Here is a 21,547-nt window from a genome sequence, read left to right as displayed (position 1 = left end):
GTACTAATTGCGCTTTTTACGAGATGCCTTGGCCTTGCGAATAGTGCTGCGAAGTGTTTCGTTGCGATTTGAGTCATTGCTGTCAAACACCACTAGGTCATCTTCGTCCGAAGTCCATGCCCAAAAGAGCACAAACACCAACCCTAAAAAAAACCACTTCACAACGCTCCAAACCAGCCGCGCAACCCAACCGATCAAAGCAAAGGGGCTCCACAAAAGCCAGCGAATCCCGTTACCAAGCATCTTAGTTACGGCGGCAAAGCCACCGACCTCTGAGTACACCGATTGCTTCACGTCAAGCTTGCGCACTAGGGTGAGACAGCGGAAACTGCGCGTAGGCAAAGCTAGGATCGTCGTTACGCATAAACGGGCGCTGAATCATCGGCTCAGCCTTGGCTACCTGGACACTCGCCCGGTCCAGCCCGCCCGCAAAACTGGACCCGTCCAGCAAATCATTCATGGCCACCACATTGCTGCGGTTGCCCAGCTCTCCCATCGCCGTAGTAATACGGTCTAGCGTGTTATCTAAATGCCCCCGCGTTTGCGTGGTTGCCAACAAACTATCCACGCTAAAAGCGGCCATCTGCCGCAACTCGCGGTTCCCCGCGTACTGAGGTTGGTTAGCAATCTCGGTAATGCTGGCGATCATGGCCCCACGGGCCTCGGGTGGCATGTAGGCAAACCACCCCCAACCGCTGCGCATTTGCTGTTCCATTTCGCGGATGAAGCGCTCGCCTTTTTGACGAACTGCATCTACGGCGTTGTCATAGATTTGCCCAATATCCCGTACGTCTTCCAATGCTGAATCCACAAAATCCTGCAATGTCTTCTCACCGGCTTGCACCATGTAAAGCACTTGGTTGAAGGCGTAAAAAATAGGTTTCGCCATCAACCCTTGCAACTTTGTGTAATCCGCCTGCTTCAACTGGTGCGCTACGCATCCAACGAAGTCAAAAATCGTCTTCCCCGCCACCTTGCAAGACACGCTACCCTCCCCACCCAACCCCAGGCAAGCTCCGGCCTTGGCCGCAATCACAAAGTTACCGTTTTTGTAGCCGACCTCAAACCCCAGCGAAGCGGCCAAACCTTCGATGCCAGCTATACCCGCCCCCACGTTGGCAACATCCACATACTCGGCCCAAGTTTTGCTCGGGTCTTTACGCTTGGGGTTTTTGGCATCGGTGAAACCCTCAGGATTCAGCCATTGCAGAGCACCTGCCAGGTCCACGCCTTCTTTGAGTCCGGCGAACACTTTGGCTTCGGCCCCGGCGCTAGCCTTGGCTTTTGCGGCCTTGGCGTTTTTGGGTACCCCTCGCAGCCCCTGCTTACTCGCGGTCAACATAAGGCCTACATTTGCCTCCAAAGCCAAGCTGGCCCCCGCCAATGCATAGAGGGCCATCTCGCCCCGCAGCCTAAAGTGGCCAAGGTCCAGCGCCACTCCTGCACCGGCAGGGGTCAGGTGCCAACCTGCGTAGTGGGGCATAAAGAGGGTAGTTGTCACCTTGGCCTCGCCCAGTGCCATCGACGCCTCAGCATTGGCCTTGACGTTGAACTGCGCGGCTTTGGCAGCTCGTTTGAAGCGGCTCTTCCAATCTTTGTCACGTTTGTCAAAGATGTTGCCTTGGAAGCCTTGCACGTTGGCCTCCAGTCCTGCCCCGGCGGCCCATCGCATCAGCTGGGCTTCTGCCTTCAGGTCTACTTTGCGATGGGGATCATTCGGGTCTGCATTCACAGGACCGAAGATGCCTTCCACAATTTCCTTTTGCTCACGCTCTAGAAACGTCTGAGCCGTAGAGCCCATAGCCTTGGACCAGTCGCTAAAAAATAGGCCCGTATATTCGTCACCGTCCTTGGGTTTGAGCTTCCATTTCATCTCAAACTTGGCTTTGTCGATCGCAGTTTCTGCAATCCGACGCTTGATTTCTTTGCCGTTAAGTGCCATGCCGTTGAGCAACTTGTCTTTGGGGCCCTTCTGCCGTTCTGCCTTACCCTCGACCAAATAGACGCGTTTGTCGGCCCAGGCACTTTTAATTTTGTCCGCAGACACGTAATAGGTCTTGTCCCGCGCATTGCGCGCCTGGGTCAGCGGCAGCAGTTCTACAAACTTCTTTTGGTCGGCCTTAATGTCTGTCAGCTTGTCTATCTTGGTCTTGGCGGCTTCGCTTTTTACATCCAAAGTAGCCAGCGCTTTGTTAAGTTCATCTTGGGCCTTTTTAAGATCGGCTTTCGCTGGATTCGGGTTACGCAATAGCTCTGTCAATGCAAGAGACTTTTCTGTTACATCCTGATTGGCGGCTTGCAGCTCCTCAATCGCCGTATTGTTCGCCTCGCCTTCAGCACGTAGCGCCAAAAACTCGTCCGGGTAGAGCGCGATGAAAGCATTTTCGTCCGGCCGATACAGCAAGTAGCCGTCACCCAGAGTGTGGGTTACGTCAATGAAGGTATTCTTTTTGGCGTCTGTGTTGACGGCCTTATTGGGTTGCAGTACTTCGGTCATGGCGGTTTTCGCTTTAACGTAAATCTGTTTGTCCAGCTCGGGGCAGTTCTGCCACACTAGCTAACGAGGCAAAGGGGAAACAGACTAAGGGCAACTACAGGCCACTCAGTTGTCAAGAAGAAAAACTTTGACCCCTTGTGCCTTGGCTGTGTGTACACGCTGGGTTTTTCCGAGAGCATCGGTTACGCCCTCCACCAGCATCTTGCCGCTGTCGTCTTCAACTCGGTACCGCACATGCGCCATGGCTTCCCCCGTTTCTTCATTCTTGACGACAAACGCCTCGTTGTACCTTTGCAAGACTGAGGGCTTGGGTAAGTTGCTGCCTGGGGCACTAGCGCTCCCCGGCCCGGTCAACTCCACAGTACTGCCCTTGAACTCCATCGTCCCCGGCCCCTGGATGGTGATGTTTCCCCCTTCAACGCGCAGCCCTGCCCCACCCGCTGTCAGCAGGACGTGGGTTTTGGCGGCGATCTGGATGCTGGCGGCCACGCTGGCTACCGTTACCCCCTGGTCTGCCGTCAGCCGCGTCTGGCCACTTTGGCTTTGGCTGCTGACTTTGCCGCTGGCGGCGTGCAGGGCGATGCCGACTTCCTGGTTCGGCTCGCTAGGGTTGCTGACTTTGCCGTAGCTGAAGAAGCTAATGCCGTCTTTGACCAGGTGGTGGCTGTTGCCTTGGGCCGCCAGGTTGATGGCCTGGCCTGCGGTGATGCTGCTGGTGTTGCCGGCACTGAAGACGCCGCTCTCGGGGGTGGCGGTGGTGATGCCGCCTTTGCTGCTGAGCTGGAGCAGGGGTTCGCTGTAGGCGGTGACGCCTTGGTCTTGGGTTTGCTGGGTGTCCATGTTGCGGGCCTGTTGTTCTACGGCGGGCAGCTTGGCGGGGGCAGGCTGGGCTTTCAGTTCGGCTTTGTGCTTTTGTGCTGTCTCGGCCAGGCTGGTATGAAGCTGTTGACTGGCTTGGGCCTGGGCTATGGCTTCCTGGCTGTCGAGTTGGGTTCTGCTGGCATTCGCTCTTGCATCGGTGCTGAGCAGCATGCCGGCACCGGCCCGGCTGGCGTGGCTGTGCGGGGTTTTGAGTTCGACGCCGAAGCCGACCGGGTTCAGGCGCTGGTTGTCACTTTGGTGGCGTAGCTGGCCCAGGTTGAGTTCGGCCGTGCCCTGGTGCGGTTTGGCGTGGCTTTGCAGTGCGGTGCGGGCCTGGCCGGCACTGTCGTCAAACACCAGTTGGTTATAGCCGCCTGCGCCCTGCTGGCTGGTGGAGAGAGCCTGGGTTTTGATGCCGCTCAGCGCTGCGGGGTGGGCATGGCCGTCCGTCTCGCCCGGGAACCAGGCGGGGGCGTTGCCGGTGCTGCTGCCCGCACCGCTGGCGACTTGGTTGTATTGCGCGTCGGCAGTGCCTTGGCCGTTGTAGACGCTGCCAGTGATGACGGGGCGGTCGATGTCGCCCTCGATGAAGTCCACCCAGACTTCCTGGCCGATGCGGGGGATGGCGACGCCGCCCCAGTTGGCACCGGCGGTGGGGGCCAGGCTGGCGGCGACGCGGACCCAGGTGCCGCTTTGCTCGTTGGCGGGGGCGCCGGTGTGGGTTCCGCCCTGCCCTTGCTGGCTGGGATGGCTCTGGCGGCTGTGGCTGCCGTATTGGCCGGCAGCGTCGCGCTGCCAGTGGAACTGGACTTTGACGCGGTGGTCGCGGTCGGTGTAGACCACCTGCCCGGCGGGGCCCACCACGATGGCGGTTTGCTGGCCGTAGACGCTGGGTTTGGGGTGGAGCAGCTGGCCTTGGCTGCCGACCTGAGAGCCTCGGTAAGGGGTAGTGTTGCGTATGGCGTCTATGCGGTTGCGGTACAAGGGCTTGTCGTTGCCGGAGTGGCGACTCAACGCTTCTTGAATGCTATTGAATAGATAGCTGCTTGCGCTGGTATTACCTGCGCCAGAGGCCGATTTGGCGCTTATTTCTGCGGCATCTTCCTCTTCCCCGCCTAGCTGCTGGTTGACTGCGGCGCGCAGCTCGGCGCTGAGGTTGTTGTGGGCCAGGTGGACGACACGCAGCAAGGTGTAGCGGCGTTCGTCCTCAGACGGTTCTTCCAACAAGGTGGATAAATCTGCCTGGCCGCTGAGGACGAAGTGGGTGCCGGGGGCGAAGCTGCGTACGGTGCCAGCTCCGGTATAGAGCTGGCGGGCGACGTCCAGGGCTTGCAGCTGGTTGCGGGCCATGCGCTGGCCTTGGGTCGGTGTCTCGAATGCGTAGGCGCCGGGAGCATCCCGGTGGGCAAGGGGAATACTGCCGGTGGCGTCATCGGCGTCAGACTGTGCCTTGCCGGTGCTGCTAGCCCGCTCGGGGCGGCTGGTGCCGCCGCGGTAGTCCCAGGTGCTGAGTTGTACGGTGCGGGCCTGCCAACTGCTGCGGCTGCGCCAGCGGTCGATGCTGTCTCGTTGCATGACGGCGCCGGGCTGGGTGAAGGCAACCTCGGCGCTGGCGTTGGGCTTGAAGGCGCCGTTGTGGTCGGCGATCACCACGGTGTGGGCACCCAGCGCGGGGCTGTCCGCATCCCCAGTGTGCTCTACCCAGGCGAACAGGCCTTCTTCGGCCATCAGCCGGGTGATGAAGGCGAGGTCGGTTTCCTGGTACTGGGTGGTCAGGCTGCGTTGGGGGTACGCGGACTTGTCTGCGATGTCAAACCGCCACTGCGGCTGCAGAGCACCCTGGCCCTGGTAGTCCTGGAAGATGGAGTCCAGGATGTCGAAGACCTGCATGTCCTGGAAGCTGGCACTGTCCTGGCGCTGCGCCAGAAAGGCCAGCCAGGGTTCTACCGTCAGCTGGTAGCGGGCGAATCCCCCGTTGGCGCCTAGCTTGTCTACCCGGGTGACGTGGCCGTGAAAGGGGCGTAGGTCGGTGCGGCTGGCATCGGTGAGCAGCTCCAGCAGCACGGGCTGGCCCAATAGCGTGGACAGGTCGAGCTGGGCGTCTTGGCTCAGGCAGCGGATGTGCAATCGGGTGCCGCAGAACGTGGCGTCTGCGGCTAGGCTGGCCCCAGCTTCATTTTGGAGACCCAGGTTGCCGGGGTACAGGGACTCAACCGCGTGTAGGCGCTCGGCCAGCAGCAATTGCCCCGGCAGCGTGGTGTGCAGACGCAGCAAACGGTCGGACTGGCCCCAGCTGTCGAGCATGCTGCTGAATACGCCACTGAGTGGGCCAAGACTGGCGATGGTGCTGAGCGCGGTCATGTGCTGTGTAGCTGTGTAGATGTGTATCGGTGCTTACCGGTTCTCTTACTGGATGGCGTACTTGAAGTCGCCCTTCTTATTGGCGCTGACCTTGATCTTGCGGATGGCGCCACCAGCGGCCATCTGGGCCAAGACGCTCTCAGAAATCTCAGGCAGCAGGCTGCCGTTCAAGATGTTGTCTACGTTGCGGGCGCCCGAGTCCACCTCGGTGCAGCGGGCCAGGATGGCATCGACCAGCGCGTCGTCGTACACAAACTCGGCCTTGTGGTTGATAGCAATGCGCTTCTGGATGCGCGACAGCTTGAGCGCGATGATTTGCGCCAGCACCTCATCGCCAATCGGGTAGTACGGAACCACTTTCAGCCGCCCCAGGAAAGCGGGTTTGAAGGCCTTCATCAGCTGCGGCCGGATCAGGGCCTCCAGCGCTTCGGTGCTGGGTAGCTCGTCGGCTGTCTTGTTCAGGCAGGCTTGCATCATCTGGCTGCTGGCAACGTTGCTGGTCAAGATGATGATGGTGTTTTTGAAGTCGATTTCTCGGCCTTCGGCGTCGTCCATGACGCCTTTGTCAAAGACCTGGAAGAACAGTTCCATCACGTCGGGGTGGGCTTTCTCGACCTCGTCCAGCAGCACCACGCTGTAGGGGTTGCGCCGCACGGCTTCGGTCAATACGCCGCCTTCGCCATAGCCCACGTAGCCGGGGGGCGAACCTTTCAGGCCCGACACGCTGTGCGCTTCCTGGTATTCGCTCATATTGATGGTGATGAGCTTTTTCTCGCCACCATACAGGGCGTCGGCTAGGGCCAATGCAGTCTCGGTTTTGCCGATACCGCTAGGGCCGACAAACAGGAACACACCCTTGGGTTTGTTGGGGTCGTCCAGGTTGGCGCGCGAGGTGCGTACACGCTGGGCAACCGCTTCGATGGCGTGGGGTTGGCCCAGCACGCGCTCTTGCAGCAGGTCCTTGAGCTTGAGCACGGTTTTAATCTCGTCGCTGACCATTTTTCCCAGAGGAATACCGGTCCAGTTGGCAACGATTTCAGCGACGACGTGGCCGTCCACCTGGACGGGAACCAGCGGAGTTTCGCCCTGGTGGGTTTTGAGTTCTGCCAAGAGCTGCTGAAGCGCCGCCAGCTCCGGGCTGTCGCTGGCTTTGGCTGGTTTCTTGGTGGTTTTGACTGGTTTGGAGACAGCATCTGCAGCCGCGGCAGGTGCCTGCGCCGCAACCGCTTCCAGGGCAAATCGTGCGGCCTTGATTTTTTGTGCCAGGGCTTGTTCCGTATCCCAACGCACGGTTTGCAGCTCTAGGTCCGCATGGGCGGCATCGCGTTGGGCGTAGAGTTCCTGCAGCCGCTCACCGTGCTGGCCACCACTGGCCTGCTCGCGCTCCAGGTTGGCAATTTCGGTGTGCATGCGGTCCAGGTGCTTGCGCAGATTTTCTAGCACTGCCGGCATGGCGCTTTGCCCCAGGGCGACTTTGGCGCAGGCCGTATCCAGCACACTGATCGCCTTGTCGGGCAGTTGGCGACCGCTGATGTAGCGGTGCGACAAACGCACGGCCTCGGTAATGGCTTCGTCAAAAATGCGCACGTTGAAGTGCTTCTCCATCACCGCAGCCATGCCGCGCAGCATGGCGCAAGCCAGCTCTTCGCTGGGCTCTTCCACCTTGATCACCTGGAAGCGCCGCGCCAACGCAGCGTCTTTTTCAAAATACTTCTTATATTCGCCCCAGGTGGTCGCCGCGATAGTGCGCAACTCGCCCCGAGCCAAAGCCGGTTTGAGCAAATTGGCCGCATCGTTCTGGCCGGCTTGACCGCCTGCACCGATCATGGTGTGGGCTTCGTCAATGAACAGAATGATGGCGTGCGGGCTCTTCTTCACCTCGTCAATCACGTTTTTCAGCCGGTTCTCAAACTCGCCTTTGACACTGGCACCAGCCTGCAGCAGCCCCATATCCAAGGTGTGGATTTCTACGCCTTGCAGAACTTCGGGCACGTCGTTCTGCGCTATGCGCAAGGCCAAGCCTTCTACTACGGCGGTTTTACCCACACCGGCTTCACCGGTCAGAATAGGATTGTTCTGCCGGCGTCGCAGCAAGATGTCGACGGCCTGGCGTATTTCCATATCGCGGCCGATCACCGGGTCTACCTTGCCTTCGCGCGCACGCTGCGTGAGGTTGGTGGTGTACTGGTCCAAGGCAGGAGTCTTGGTGCCTGTTCGAGCGGACAGATCACCGACAGGATCGCCGCCCTGCTCTTGCGTACTGGATTGCACACGGGCTCCTTCTTCAGAACCCTCGGTCAATTTGGCAAGGTTGTGCTTCAGTTCGTCCAACTTGAATTTGACAAACAGCTTGGACCCTCTGTAAGCCAGTTGCGTCAAATCGGGCTGGGTCAATAAAGCCAGCAAAAGATGGCTGCTGCGTATGCGCGCAGACTGGTTGTCCAGTGAGGCAATCAGCCAGGCATGTTCGAACAAGGTTTGCAAGTGCGGCGACAGCACGGGTGTGCGCGTGTTGCCAGTTTTGAAGCTGCCGATTTCGGCCTCTAGATCTGATTGCAGGCTCTCGACACTGATACCGGACTTGCGGGCAATCACAGCAAAGTCGCTCTGGGGTTGCTCCAGCAAAGCCAGAAACAAATGCTCCAGATCGACTTCGTATTGGCCCCGGCTGGTGCACATATTGGCCGCGCGTTCTGTCGCCAGCCGTGCGTGGTCGTTAAGTTTACTGATCAGTGTTTTGAGATTGGTGCCCATCGCCTACTTTCGCGTCTAAAAATCTGCAGCCAGCGCATGGATGTCATAACAGACGTCCGTGCGGTCCTGCACTTCTGGTTTACTGGCCAAAAATAAATCCCACCCAAGCCGACCGCTGGGGCCATCTGCGCCTAAACGGGCACCGGATACATCGGACGCGCGCAATACCAATTGCACCTCGTACTCCAGACATACGCCGGTAAAAAGAGTGAGTATTTTTTGCAAGGCCACAGCTGCCTTAGCCCTTGGTAAGAACTGTTCAAAATCTTTACGGGCCAGTGGGCCTACACGCAGACGCACCCGCAGGTCACGTTGCCAGACCCGCGAGCCCACCATTGCCGCCGTGCCCAGCACGGCGTTGGTTGAGCCCAGCTGCGTCTGGTGCTCGCGTGGCACGTGGTACCACATGCCAACAAACTGCTCCAACGCTATAGGCACCGCAAAGTATTCGCTCAAAACGCGCTGTAACAGCGCCGCAGATGTAGGGCGATGCCGTACGGCGGCGGCAAGACGCCCAATGGATTCATCTAGAACACCCTCGCCGTCACGCCCAAGGCGTCCATGCAGAGAACTCTGCCCTAACCCCGACAGGGAAAGCAATAGCGGGAGAAACCCGTCTTTCCCCTCGGCTTGGTCATAGTGCAACTCCAGCCGATACTTGCGCCAGGCACGGTAAAACAATGCCAACGCACGATTGGAAAAGGTATCCAAAAAGGCACGCGGGCCTTCATCCTTTTTAGAAGCCTGGTACGCAGCAACACGTTCCGTGTAATGGTTTGGTAACGCACCATTACCGCCCAGAAACCCCATAAAGGTCGGAGTCAAGCTGAAATGCTGGAAAGCCTCGCTCTGCATTGCAAACTCAGCATCCGCAACGGATGCATCCGGCGCCGGCGGATAAACCGCAAGACTCTCAACTTCGCTGGCCGGATAAGCAAGCGACACCCGATTCGCAAAACGTATGTGGTTGGACAGCATCTGCTCCGAACCCACGCCTTTTTTCTTGAACCACAGCTCAAGCAGCCGAACTGCCTGGAAGAACTGGAAGCGATGCGGCGTGCCGAGCAGGCGCTGGATTACGCTAGGCTCAAATCTCCGCTTCGTGGTCGGCATCGCAACAGTTCCTCCCCATTTCTTTTGGATGCAATGACGAGTTGCGTAAAACTGTTGACGTGCACATACAGCCCTAGAAACCGGTCAATCAAGCTGGCGAACACATGCAAACCGCTGCCAACAAAGCCCTCTTCATCTAGTGTCAAACGCACCTCGACGCCGCGCACCAAGCTGGCAAATGGGTTTCCAGGCAACCATGCAGTGGCCGCGCGGTGTTCTATGGAGGTGATTGCCCCAATCTGCCGCTGCGTCGTCGCCGAACGCGACAAGTCATACAAAGTCAAAGTTTCGCGGAAGGCATCTACGCCGCCCTTGGTCAAAGACAAATGGTTCAATGCCAGATGCGAAATCAGGCGCCAATGGGCGCCTCTCCCCCGTTCAAAGCGCATAGGTGCACTCGGTTTGCGCAACAGGCTCATGGACTTGACCAAGGTCCCGCCCTTGAGGAAAAGATCACCGCCAGGTAGCCCGTAGGCCAAGGCGGCAGGCAGGTCGCGATTGGTGGCAGTGAGCTCCAGACTCAAGGTTTGCGTTTCAATCTCGGCAGGATCAAAGTCAATATCGACAATCGAAATCTCCGCCTCATACCCCGGGCTTTTAAGCGCCACAATTTCATTGCGGCGCATCACCCAATAGTGGCCCGCCTTGGCCGGCACTTGGCCATGGCGCAAGGAGTAGAACGGGCGGAATTCAGTCACAGACTCGCCCTGTGGCGATTGCCGGACCAGTTTCACTGAATCAATAGCGTATACCTCGAACGCAAATGCATTTTGTGAGTCTGCCACCACCGAATACTGCGCACCCGCATGCGTAAGGCGGATAGGGTCTCCGTGCTGCTTAAATATGTTGACCACGGGTGTACACCCCAACAGCATATTCTTGGCAGAAAGCGTACCCAACATCAGAGCAGTATTGGAATCAGAACGCAGGCCTTCCAAGGCAAGATGCAGAACAAATCCTTTGCAAGCTAGCGGCAGCATTCCCAGGATCGGCTTTAGGTCTATATCAAAAAAATTGAATTTCTCCGGGAATGAGAAATACTCAGTTAACAAACGATAAGCTGGGTGCGCGTTGGCAGGGAAATCAATAAGCGCATCGTATTCATTGAATCCCACCTCCTGAATAGGAATAGAGTGCAGGCTTTTCCACTGCTGTCCGTCAGATGCCTCCACATAGGCTCGCGCTGTCCGGGTAAACAAAGCGTCTCGCAAGGCGGCGCAAAAAGACGGTTCACCATCAATAAACACGCGCAACTTGGACATACCTATCTGCCCCAGACCCAGCTGTTCTGATAGCACGTCGATATGGATACTAATTTTTGAGGTGATATTTGAAGGCAGCAAGACCGAATCGGGAACGATGGCAATCGCGTCAAACTGAGCGTGTGACAGCCGAATCGGGGCTAGCACTACGTCATAGGCAGTCTGAAACTTGCACTCTACGCCTTTTACCGGACGTGTCACAAGCTCAGTCCCACGCGGCATAGTTGCCGCTGTAGTCAACTGAAATACATTGACGCCAGAGTCCATGCGTGCAATCGAGCAAGACGGAAATGGTCGCAAATAATGTGGATAAAGAACTTCAAACAACGCCTCGGTAAATTCAGGATAGTCGTCGTCAATTCGTTTGGAAACCCGTGCACTCAGCAACGCAAATGACTGGATCATGCGTTCGATATGGGGGTCCTCGCAAACCTCTCCTGCCATCAACAAGCTACCCGCAATTTTCGGATATCGCTCTGAAAACTCTCGCGAATAACGTCTTAGAAAGCCGAGTTCGCGCTCATAGTAAGGCAGTAGCTCTTGCAACTTAGATTCCAATCCTTGCCGTATATCGAGATGTACTGATTGAGTATTGCAGAGACGATGGCTGCAATACTGCGTCAAAACTCACCGGTTCCTGGGCTGCTCTGACAACCAAGAGTGCCGAAATAGAAAAATTGAGTTTATTGATACTTCCCGCCTGTACTTCTAAGGAAGCTCGAACGTTCTTCAAGCGCGGCTCGTGGCGGGAGATGGACTGCTCTAAATTACGACAAATGCTACTTCTGTCGTCTGTACTGGCCAAACTCATACCAGCAAAGTCATATAGCCCATAATTGATGATAGAGGCTGCACACTCGGGATATCGCTTTAAATTATCAAGCCCAAAAACAGCTCGGGTATTTAATAGAGACTCCAAGTCTCTTGCCACCTCGTCTTTTAGTTCTTCTAGAGATAGCAGCTTTACAAGCCCATGAAATGAAGCACCAGCACCATCACCTAGTAACTTGTCAAACAAACCCGGAGCAAAACCTTTCATATTTTCTTTATTTGAATCGAAATAGCTGCCATGGATTGCAGGCAGCTATTTCGCACTTCAAACGATCAAACGACCTTGTTCTTTGAAAGATCCCAGCCGCCAGAGGTGTTTCCGCCTGCGCCACCACCGATTTTTTGCTGGGTGTACTTCCACTTGACCTGCGAGTACTTCAAAGAGACAACATCCGTCAAGATGCTGCCTTCAGAAACCGAAGAAGAAATGCTGCTGATGATTAAATTTTCAATTTCAATTTCAAAGTACTTCACGCGCTCGCCCTTGCCATCGGCTCGCAAGAACTCAAATTTTGCCTTGGCAATCGTCTTGCCCGAGGAGCTATTTTGCAGAAGCAAAGGGGTCGACAAATCGGCAAGCTTGGTGAAATAGATATCCTTATGCTCGCAACGTTCTGCGGTATGACCGCCACCCGTGGAAGCTGTCGCAGATTTTGGCTGTAAAACACCAAAATCTACGGATTGGCATTCAATCCAATCCTTGTGTGAGTCATCAGTGGACTCACCTTTGATGCCATCAATTTGCACATATACGTCAATTGCCATAATTTACCTTTCGGTTATGTTGTTTAAAACAACGGTTAAGACTTGGAGGACTGAGGCAATTCAGCCACCAAGCGGAGAGAAACCGATAGCGCGTCAAGCTGAAAATGCGGGCGCAAAAAGGATACGGCCCGGTATACGCCAGGCCGACCTGGTACCTCTGAAACTTGCACGGAAGCCTCACGTAGCGGGAACTGCGCTTTAGCCTCTTGACTTGCGTTGTCATCGAGCAATACGTATTGCGCAATCCAGCGATTTAGGAAATCTTCGACATTGGAAGCTGCCGCAAAGCTACCAATCTTGTCCCGCATCATTGATTTCATGTAATGCGCAATGCGTGATACCGCAAAAATATATTGCAGCTGTGACGACAAAACCGCATTCGCATTAGCGGACTCTGTGTTGTAAATTTTCGCCTTCTGGGTTGACTGCGCACCAAAGAATGCCGCGTAATCCGTATTCTTGCAGTGCACTAGCGAAATAAAACCTAGATCGCTCAATTCCTTTTCACGCCGATCCGTAATTGCAATTTCAGTCGGGCATTTAAGTGCCACTTCACCTTCATCAGTTTTAAAGGTATGGGTCGGCAAGTCTTCCACCAAGCCACCACCCTCAACGCCACGTATGGCTGCGCACCAACCAAAATCTTCGAACGCTTTGGTCAACTTGGTACCGAATGCGTACGCAGCGTTGCACCACAGGTATTTGCTATGGTCTGTACCATCAACGTCTTCAACAAAGTTAAAGCCATCCACTGTCAATCCATCTTTGGGATTGAACGGCAAACGCCCTAGAAATCTAGGGAGTGTCAAACCCACATAACGTGAGTCTTCAGACTCCCGAAAAGACTTCCATTTGGCATACTCAACCGTATCGAATATTTTCGCCAGATCTCTTGGCTTACCCAAGTCGCTATAGGTCTCCAAGCCGAATAGCTCCGGAGAAGCGGCAGAGATGAATGGAGCATGTGACGCAGCTGCTATGCGCGACATTTGCTCAATAAAATACATATCCTCTGGCTGGCGGGTAATTTCGAAATCACCTATCAAACTGCCAAACGGAGCACCACCAAAGGTACCAAACTCTTCTTCGTATACTTTCTTGAACATCGTGCTCTGGTCAAATTCCAGCGCCGAATTGAAGTCTTTAATGAGTTCTTTTTTTGTTGCGTTTAAAACTTTAATTTTTAAATTTTGACCCGAAGATGTGTTTTTAACCAAGTAGTTAAGTCCCGTCCAACTGCCTTCGAGCTTCTGGAATTCAGGGGCGTGCATGATGGCACTCACTTGGTCAGAAATCAGTCTATCAATTTCCGCAACTCGCGCATCCAATGTGGCCGTCAAGTTTTCAGACAGGACAACAGTGCCAGCCATGACCTGATTTACAAGCTCAGAAATAATATCTTTTGCCCGTCCATGCTCAGCCGTTGACTTTGCAACTTTGCTCTGTTCAACTATCTGATCCAATAGACTGCCTTCTGAATGTGTCGCAATAATAGGCTCTGCTACAGTTTTTTGTTCGGACATCATTACCTCGATCACTTGTTTGTCTTTTGACTTAATTCAGCAAGCTTTTCCGTATTGCTGAGAACTTCATTCAAAATATCCTCAAGCTTTTCACTGCCAGCTAGTTTGTTCCGCAGATCGGCCAACTTGGTTCGCGCTTCCAATAATTTCTTGAGCGGTTCCACTTGTTGGACCACAGATTCCGGCCGGAAATCGCCCATGGATTTAAATTTCAAATCCACTGCAAATTCACCGCCTTGATCGCTCAATTCATTCTTCACACGATAAACAGCACGAGGCTCCAGACCTTTCATAACCTCGTCGAAATTATCAGGATCAATCTGAACAAATTTTCTGTCTTTCAACTTGGCCATAGCAACCTCAGAGTTGCCACTAAAGTCGCCGACCACGCCCGTTACGAATGCCAATTCTTTCTTTTCGATCGCATCACCGATCTCTACGTCGTACGTCATTTGCACCCGTGGTGGACGCACTTTCTGAAGTTTCTTTTGAATGCTTTCACTTTTAGCCATGTTTGCTCCACAGGTAACAAAATTTAAGACGTTGCGGGGAGCAATGTATCCCCAGCAGCAGACTGACGATCTACTTTAGTCCACCAAATGGATTAGATTTCCCTGACTCAGGTGTATCCACTTTTACAGTTGCACTGGTAGGCTTGGATACTGCTGCCAAAGGTTTGACTGCTGCAGGTGGTGATAGTCTTGATCGGGTCGCGGTGGTCGATGAGGTCGGCACGAGGACCGTTTCACCAAGGTTTTCGCGCAGCAATTTGGCAAGATCTTGGGCCTCGTTTTTGACGGTGCCAGACAACGCGTTTTGCGTACGCAAATCGGCCAAGGATTTTGTCGCCAGACGTAAGCCACTTACTGTCACGATGCTATTAGCTATCTTGTCCGTAGGATCTCGTTGCAAAGCTTCAAGTGCATTTGTGATGGCTTCGCCATAACTGGCGTTGTCAAATTTAATTTGAGCTATACGCAGCCATGGAGTTTTATCGGTAGGGAATTTATTAGCAGCATCTTTAAAAAGACTTAATGCTTGGTCAGTTTGTCCTGCCGCCTGTGCGGAGTTGGCTTCCGTTACAACAGACTCCAAAGTTACTTTCACTGGTTCAGGACTTTTGACTGGTGCAGCACATGCCCCCAAGAGAGATGCTAACAATACGCAATAAACGTAATTCAATTGACGAACGTGCACGAGAAATGCTCCTAATACAAGACCACGCTTGCTTTGAAAAAATGGAATGGTGGGATGTTAGCGCAGGACACTGCTGCAATTGATCAGTCATTACATTGCGTTCCCCCCTCTTTCAGAAGCCTTCAGACGATTTCAGCAAGCTCAGAAAGCTTCAAGATTTGAAGCTCAAATGTTCTTCCTGACCCTCTGTCGTCGTACATAATTTCTTTGCCACGATTGGCTGCGAACTGCCTCGACGGCTTTATCAGTTGTTCGCTCCATGCGTGTGCATTTCACCTGAATGGACTTAGAAGATCTTCCACAATGTTGTGTAAAAAAATTTACTATCCACTGCTCAGTCTTGTGTTTGTTATCTTGACTGGCTGCTCTGCCACGTCGGCCGTGACTATTCTTGGAAGCGTGACAAATTCAGCACTTGAAGCAACAGGACTCAAAAAACCAGATGCACCAGAGGTAAGCGATGCCTTAAAAATCCCCCGGAACGTCGCCATCAAACTGCACGCCAGTGATGTTTTGAATATGGACCCGGCCGGACGACCACTTGCGGTTATTGCAAAAATTTACAAGCTAAAACAAAACACAACATTTTCCCAAGTGCCTTACGACACGTTTCTGAATCCACAGAAGGAAAAAGAAGTCTTGGGCACAGATTTGCTAGAGGTACGAGAAATTACGCTTATTCCTGGACAACGCTATGAGGTCCTAGAGAAAGTCAGCTATGAAGCTGGATATATAGGAATCGTCGCATTATTTAGAAACCCGGCACCAACCCGGTGGCGGGTTGATTTTCCGGCGGCACAAGCTGAAAAATCTGGCATCGTTATAGGCTTGCATGCTTGCGCGCTCACTGTTGGCGTAGGAGCGACGTCCACTGACAGTCAAAGCAAGAGTCCTATGCTCGCACCCGTGCGGTGCCCATGATGGCGCACGGCCCATCTACATAGTCGATTGAAAAGAAATCCGCACCATGAACCAATTCGATAAAGTTTTATGGGGTGAAGGCTTGTTCCTGCGCCCTCAGCATTTTCAGCGCCAAGATAGTTACCACGAAGATCGACTTCACCAGACGGTTGCAGCATTGCATCCATACGCCTGGGGCCTGATTCAAATCAAGATTGATCGCGATGCATTGGCTCATAACTCGTTGCGTCTGCTGGATCTATCTGCCATTTTTCAGGATGGAGAAATCTACCGAGCTCCAGATAACGACGATTTGCCAGAAGCCATTAGTTTGGCCGACCTACCGCCTGCGCTGCAAACTATCACCTACTACGCGGCACTACCCGCACTCAAAGGCCTGGGTGGCAACTTCACAGCAAACACAAAGGCATTGCAGTCGTCTCGCTATACGCAGGCTAACCGCGAGACACCAGACCTATTCACCGATGCAGCCAAAGCCGAAGTGGTCTATTTAAAGAAAGCTGTTCGCCTGGTGTCCGAGCTGGAGCCGCGCGATGCCATGGTTTGCCTGCCTGTCGCTCGGTTACGCCGCTCCAGTCAAGGCGGCTTTGAACTTGACCCGAATTTCATTCCACCCAGCCTGTCGATTGGCAGTACGCCGCACCTGGTACTTAAGCTGCGGCGCCTCATGGAGGCCTTGCAGGCCAAGGTCAACGCGTTGTACGGGCACCATCGAGAGCCTAGTAAAAACGTAGTCGAATTCCGCTCTGGAGACATATCGTCGTTTTGGCTGCTACACACCGCAAGTACAGCCTATGCTGCATTGAGCCATTACCAAAACCATCCTCTGCTGCATCCCGAGAGGCTGTACGAGCAACTCTTGACCCTTACCGGCTCGTTGATGACATTCTCCAAAAACTACGCGTTGAGCGATCTACCGTCCTATGTGCACCAGGATCCAGGCCCCGGTTTTGCCAGACTGGACAGCATCATTCGAGAGCTGCTGGACACCGTTATTTCATCGCGCTACTTTGCAATAGCGCTATCAGAGGCAAAGCCGTCGTACCACCATGGCATGCTGGATTCTGGGAAAATCGACGACAAGACAGCCTTGTACCTTGCGGTAGGGGCCGACATACCCGCAGTCGAACTGATTGACATCGTGCCGCTTCGCTTCAAGACCGGAGCACCAGATGATGTGGAGAAGTTTGTGCTGGCGGCCATGCCGGGTGTGAAACTGGTGTATTCACCCCAGGTGCCCGCTGCCGTGCCGGTACGGCCTGATACCTATTATTTTGCAATTGACCCTAAAGGGGCCATGTATGAACGTATGTTGCAGGCCCAGTCCATCTGCATCTACGTACCCTCCGGTATTCGTGGACTCAAGCTTGAACTTTTGGCAGTCACCGCATGACCTCATCCGCCCCCTCTTTGCTTGGCATATCTGCAACGCCATCCGCCAGCCCATTTTTTGCAAGCGAAGCTCCTGTACACGCCAATTCCCTCTTGGACCTGATGTACGACGGCTTCTACGCGCTGTTCTTGCTCAAAGGAGGCAGTGCGCCGCAAGATAGCGAGACCTTGCTGGCAAGAATGCAGAAATTTTTGACCGTCGTAGAGCAAGGAGCCAAGAAGCTGAATGTCTCTGCCGACGATGTACACGCTGCAAAGTATGCTTTTTGCGCTTGCGTGGATGAAATCGTTTTGCGCTCGCAATTTCCCATCCGTGATGCCTGGGAGCGCCGACCTTTGCAGTTGGCGTTGTTTGGCGATCAGCTGGCAGGTGAAAACTTCTTCAACCAACTGGAAGCCATGCGGGCCAAGGGTGCCGCTCATATCCATGCATTGGAGGTATTTCATATGTGCCTGTTGATGGGCTTTCAAGGTAAGTACGTCATTGAGGGCCTGGAAAAACTGAACTACATAACCGCCCGCCTGGGGGACGAAATCAGCCATATCAAAGGCAAAAGCGCAGGTTTCGCCCCGCATTGGGCGCGACCTGACGCCATTGCCAACCGGTTGCGCAATGACGTTCCTTTATGGGTGATAGGCGCAATCTTTGCCTTGATGGCTTTGTCCGCCTACGGCGTTCTAAGCTGGATGCTGCAGCGATCAACTCAGGATGGGATCAACGGTTACAACGACATTGTGCGACTGGCTCCACGCCCAGCTAATCTCACCATCACACTGCCCTGAAGCAGCATTCTGAAAGATACATAAAAATAGCCTCTAGCGCATTAAATACCTGCGTTAGTAGCTATCAAATAAATAGCACTAGCGTTTCGCCTTGGCCTTTGCATAGCGCGCAGCGGCCAGCACACTCAGAATAGCTGTTGTGACCATCTCTGGCCGCTCCTGGTGGATGTTGTGTCCACTGTCTTCGCACACGCGCATGCGACCAAGCTTGGACATCTTTGCCAGATTGCGCTGGCTGGCATTCCAAACCTTGCCCAAGCGCTCGGGCCAGTTAGATGTGGCCTTGCCCTGCGAAAGAACAATCAAAGGAATCGATGGGAAAGGCCCTGCTCGGCGTGCCTGACGCATGGTGAGTGCAGATGCCGCCAGCTCCGCACGGGTCGCCCGTGAAGACAGCGCAAACAGAAGCTGTGGAGGCTGGTAAAGCAGTCGGTGTACACCTTGCTGCTTACAGCGCTTGTCAAATTCGGAGTGACGAGCATCGACTAGCACCACGCCTGCGACTTCACCTGGATGCATGCGGGCAAACAATTTAACAAATGTGCCACCCAAGGAATGCCCCACCAGAATATAGGGCGGCTTGATTTCCTCCGCCTGCAGCAATGCCCGCAACTCATGCACCACGTGGAGGCCGTCACGAGGCAAGTCAGACGGATCACTTCCGCCGTAGCCGGCGCGGTCATAGGCAAATACCCGGGTGAGAGCGCTAACCTCGTTAAAAATGTTGCCCCATATCTCCTTGCCATCCCCCAGGCCTGACTCGAATATAACGGCAGGCCCGCCCTCGCCTGCACTAATGAACGAACGCATCCCCATGGGCGTGTATGCCAGCAAGGGGGCGGGCAAAGCCTGCGAGCGCAAAGATGGATCGACACGAAGGCGCTCCAACTGGGGCTCAGAGTGCCGCGGGGCTTGCTGGGGGTGCTGCGCGGCAGGTGCTCCGACGGTGTATCGAATCCGTGGCTGCAAAACCGGTGCCACGCTGCCGACTGCCGACCGCACCACCGTGGTGCGCCGACTAGGAGGCAATCCATTCAAAGACAGCTGAGCCTCAAGCTTGCTTTTGTCGTCAAATTGGAGGGAAAAAGCTCTAACCATTGTGAAAAATCAGGAAAGACGCCATAAAAGTCATGGATTTACCAAGGCAACTATATTGGTTTAGCACTGGATTGCAGCCTTTGTAGATTATCAGATTGGCGTGGCAACTTGAATAAGTGCAGAAAGCGGCTAAGCCAGTGCATTTCATCCCACTCCGCAAATGCATAAAAATCGCCCTTGAAGCTGGCACCTCCCCCGCTGCATGGACAATAGCTAGGTGACCATCCCCCATACCTTCATCCAGGAACTGATAGCCCGCGCCGATGTAGTCGAAATCGTGGGCCGCTACGTGCAACTCAAAAAAGGGGGCGCCAACTTCATGGGCTTATGCCCTTTTCACTCAGAGAAATCACCGTCTTTTTCCGTCAGCCCCACCAAACAGTTCTACCATTGCTTTGGCTGCGGAAAAAATGGAGATGCCGTGCGTTTTCTGATGGACCACGTTGGCATGACTTTTGTCGAAGCGGTTCAAGACTTGGCCCAGCAATACGGCATGCAAGTACCCGAAGATGAAGCATCACCGCAAGACCGGGCCCGCGCAGCGGAACAAAAGCAAAAGCAGACTACGCTGACCGATGTTCTGGAAAAGGCATGCCTGGCCTATAAAAAACACTTAAAGGAGTCACCCCGTGCCATTGCCTACTTTAAAGGCCGCGGCTTGTCCGGTGAAATCGCCAAGCAATTCGACCTGGGTTACGCACCGGAGGGCTGGCGCAGCTTGGCCAGTGTGTTCCCCCACTACGACGACCCATTGCTGGTGGAAAGTGGGCTGGTCATCACCGGAGAAGATGGGGAGGACAAGCGTTACGACCGTTTCCGGGATCGTGTCATGTTTCCCATCCGCAATGTCAAGGGCGAATGCATCGGCTTTGGCGGGCGGGTACTGGGCGACGACAAACCCAAATACCTGAACTCTCCCGAAACCCCAGTGTTCAGCAAGGGGCGCGAACTGTACGGCTTGTTTGAAGCCCGCAATGCCTTGCGCGATGCCGGGTATGCCCTTGTCACGGAAGGCTATATGGACGTCGTGGCCTTGGCCCAGCTGGGTTTCCCCAATGCGGTCGCCACACTGGGCACGGCCTGCACCAGCGACCATCTCCAAAAGCTGTTCCGATTTACCGATTCAGTCGTTTTCAGCTTCGACGGAGATGCGGCTGGCAGGCGCGCCGCACGTAAAGCGCTTGACGGTGCACTGCCCATGGCAACCGATGTGCGTAGCTGCAAATTTCTATTCCTGCCTCCGGAGCATGACCCCGACAGCTACATCCGCAGCTTTGGCCAGGACGCATTTGCCCGATACATTGCCGAGGCCATTCCCCTGAGCCGCTTTTTGATCGACTCAGTCCGTGAGGGCTGCGAGCTGCATACCGCCGAGGGGCGTGCCCACTTGGCTAGCAATGCCAAGCCGCTATGGGGGCAACTGCCCGAGGGCGCACTCAAACGTCAACTGCTGGCGGAAATCGCCGACCTGGTACAACTCAGCAGCAGCGAGCTCAATGACGTTTGGCAAGGTAAAGCCATCAGCAGCACCCGTACCGAAACCAAAAGCTATAAAAAAAATAGCAGCCTGTATACGCCAGGCAAGCGCTACGAACCCAAACCGCCACCTATTGGATCGGATCGCCAAGGCCGCCGCCAACCCGCCAGCCGTTCCGACCATGCGGCCCGGCTGCTACTGGCCAATAGCTCGGCCTGGAATGATCTCTCCCATGAAGAGCATGCGCTGCTGTGCGACCTGCCCCAGCCCCACGGCGCGCTGTTCGTATGGCTAGAGATACAGCAACACGAGCACGGACCGCAAACTTGGGGCAATCTCCGTGAGGGCTTGCGAGACGAAGCGTTCGAAAGCCTGGCACTGAAGCTCATGTCTGGGCTAGAGGCCAGCCCTCCGCCGGAGCCCATAGACCCTGGCGCCACACCTGGGCGTGAGGCTTTAAACGAATTGAAGGCCTTGTTGAATTTGATGCTGATCGATCAGCTCAAACAACAGGAAACCGAAGCTCTTGCCGCAGCAGCCTTTGATCCAGAGGCCCTGGAGCGCTATCGGGCCATCAATCGGCGCCGTCTGGAGCTCATGGCCACCAAAGTGACATAAACCGCAATTAGCACTTGAATTTAAGCCAGCAGGCTATAATCTAAGGCTAACTGCTCGGCAAGAGCGACAGCAGCACCTCCGGACACCGCCAATC

16 protein-coding genes are annotated in these 21,547 nt (G+C 54.8%); 4 read left to right on the top strand and 12 right to left on the bottom strand.

Translation table 11 applies throughout. The features are described 5' to 3' along the window. Nucleotides 1-3: 3 nt before the first annotated feature. From AC4BBN_RS21725 to AC4BBN_RS21675, 11 genes are all read right to left on the bottom strand, one after another. The gene (locus AC4BBN_RS21725) at nucleotides 4-309 is read right to left on the bottom strand and encodes a hypothetical protein (RefSeq protein ID WP_490594116.1); all 306 of its coding nucleotides are present in this window, start codon (nucleotides 307-309) and stop codon (nucleotides 4-6) included. Next, a complete protein-coding gene (locus AC4BBN_RS21720; RefSeq protein ID WP_490594115.1) occupies nucleotides 296-2,497 on the bottom strand; it encodes a hypothetical protein in 2,202 nt (733 codons plus the stop codon). The genes AC4BBN_RS21725 and AC4BBN_RS21720 overlap by 14 nt, the downstream gene beginning before the upstream one ends. Nucleotides 2,498-2,602: 105 nt before the next feature. Continuing rightward, complete coding sequence (locus tag AC4BBN_RS21715) at nucleotides 2,603-5,719, bottom strand: type VI secretion system Vgr family protein (protein ID WP_490594114.1); 3,117 nt, start codon at nucleotides 5,717-5,719, stop codon at nucleotides 2,603-2,605. Between the two features lie 45 nt (nucleotides 5,720-5,764). Continuing rightward, nucleotides 5,765-8,473, bottom strand: coding sequence for a type VI secretion system ATPase TssH (gene tssH / locus AC4BBN_RS21710; RefSeq protein ID WP_490594113.1), 2,709 nt, complete (start codon nucleotides 8,471-8,473; stop codon nucleotides 5,765-5,767). Nucleotides 8,474-8,488: 15 nt separating this feature from the next. Then, nucleotides 8,489-9,586, bottom strand: coding sequence for a type VI secretion system baseplate subunit TssG (tssG, locus tag AC4BBN_RS21705; RefSeq protein ID WP_490594112.1), 1,098 nt, complete (start codon nucleotides 9,584-9,586; stop codon nucleotides 8,489-8,491). Beyond that, nucleotides 9,550-11,394: a type VI secretion system baseplate subunit TssF gene (gene tssF, locus AC4BBN_RS21700; RefSeq protein WP_490594111.1), complete on the bottom strand. Its 1,845-nt coding sequence runs from the start codon at nucleotides 11,392-11,394 to the stop codon at nucleotides 9,550-9,552. Before tssF ends, tssG begins: the two co-directional genes overlap by 37 nt. A 1-nt stretch (nucleotide 11,395) precedes the next feature. Next, nucleotides 11,396-11,887 carry a type VI secretion system baseplate subunit TssE gene (tssE, locus tag AC4BBN_RS21695; RefSeq protein ID WP_490594110.1) on the bottom strand — a complete coding sequence of 164 codons (492 nt, stop codon included), beginning with the start codon at nucleotides 11,885-11,887 and terminating at the stop codon, nucleotides 11,396-11,398. A gap of 65 nt (nucleotides 11,888-11,952) precedes the next feature. Further along, the gene (locus AC4BBN_RS21690) at nucleotides 11,953-12,444 is read right to left on the bottom strand and encodes an Hcp family type VI secretion system effector (protein ID WP_490594109.1); all 492 of its coding nucleotides are present in this window, start codon (nucleotides 12,442-12,444) and stop codon (nucleotides 11,953-11,955) included. A gap of 35 nt (nucleotides 12,445-12,479) precedes the next feature. Further along, nucleotides 12,480-13,967, bottom strand: coding sequence for a type VI secretion system contractile sheath large subunit (gene tssC, locus AC4BBN_RS21685; protein ID WP_490594108.1), 1,488 nt, complete (start codon nucleotides 13,965-13,967; stop codon nucleotides 12,480-12,482). An 11-nt stretch (nucleotides 13,968-13,978) separates the two neighbouring features. Further along, on the bottom strand, nucleotides 13,979-14,479 hold the full coding sequence (gene tssB / locus AC4BBN_RS21680; RefSeq protein WP_490594107.1) for a type VI secretion system contractile sheath small subunit: 501 nt from the start codon (nucleotides 14,477-14,479) through the stop codon (nucleotides 13,979-13,981). A 70-nt stretch (nucleotides 14,480-14,549) separates the two neighbouring features. Next, the gene (locus AC4BBN_RS21675; RefSeq protein WP_490594106.1) at nucleotides 14,550-15,164 is read right to left on the bottom strand and encodes a tetratricopeptide repeat protein; all 615 of its coding nucleotides are present in this window, start codon (nucleotides 15,162-15,164) and stop codon (nucleotides 14,550-14,552) included. Between the two features lie 303 nt (nucleotides 15,165-15,467). Here AC4BBN_RS21675 and tssJ point away from each other — a divergent pair, with 303 nt between their 5' ends. The 3 genes from tssJ to icmH are packed head-to-tail and all read left to right on the top strand — an operon-like array spanning nucleotide 15,468 to nucleotide 18,260. After that, a complete protein-coding gene (gene tssJ, locus AC4BBN_RS21670) occupies nucleotides 15,468-16,085 on the top strand; it encodes a type VI secretion system lipoprotein TssJ (protein ID WP_490594105.1) in 618 nt (205 codons plus the stop codon). A gap of 46 nt (nucleotides 16,086-16,131) precedes the next feature. Beyond that, nucleotides 16,132-17,478: a type VI secretion system baseplate subunit TssK gene (tssK, locus tag AC4BBN_RS21665; protein WP_490594104.1), complete on the top strand. Its 1,347-nt coding sequence runs from the start codon at nucleotides 16,132-16,134 to the stop codon at nucleotides 17,476-17,478. Next, entirely contained in the window at nucleotides 17,475-18,260 is a 786-nt protein-coding gene (gene icmH, locus AC4BBN_RS21660; protein ID WP_490594103.1) for a type IVB secretion system protein IcmH/DotU, read from the top strand. Before tssK ends, icmH begins: the two co-directional genes overlap by 4 nt. A 78-nt stretch (nucleotides 18,261-18,338) precedes the next feature. Here icmH and AC4BBN_RS21655 read toward each other — a convergent pair whose 3' ends face one another. Then, complete coding sequence (locus tag AC4BBN_RS21655) at nucleotides 18,339-19,106, bottom strand: alpha/beta fold hydrolase (protein ID WP_490594102.1); 768 nt, start codon at nucleotides 19,104-19,106, stop codon at nucleotides 18,339-18,341. A gap of 469 nt (nucleotides 19,107-19,575) precedes the next feature. Here AC4BBN_RS21655 and dnaG point away from each other — a divergent pair, with 469 nt between their 5' ends. Further along, nucleotides 19,576-21,453, top strand: coding sequence for a DNA primase (gene dnaG, locus AC4BBN_RS21650; protein ID WP_490594101.1), 1,878 nt, complete (start codon nucleotides 19,576-19,578; stop codon nucleotides 21,451-21,453). Nucleotides 21,454-21,547: the final 94 nt, after the last annotated feature.

The organism is Rhodoferax sp. SPJ21 (assembly GCF_058216335.1).
This window is presented reverse-complemented; position numbering and strand designations above follow the sequence as displayed.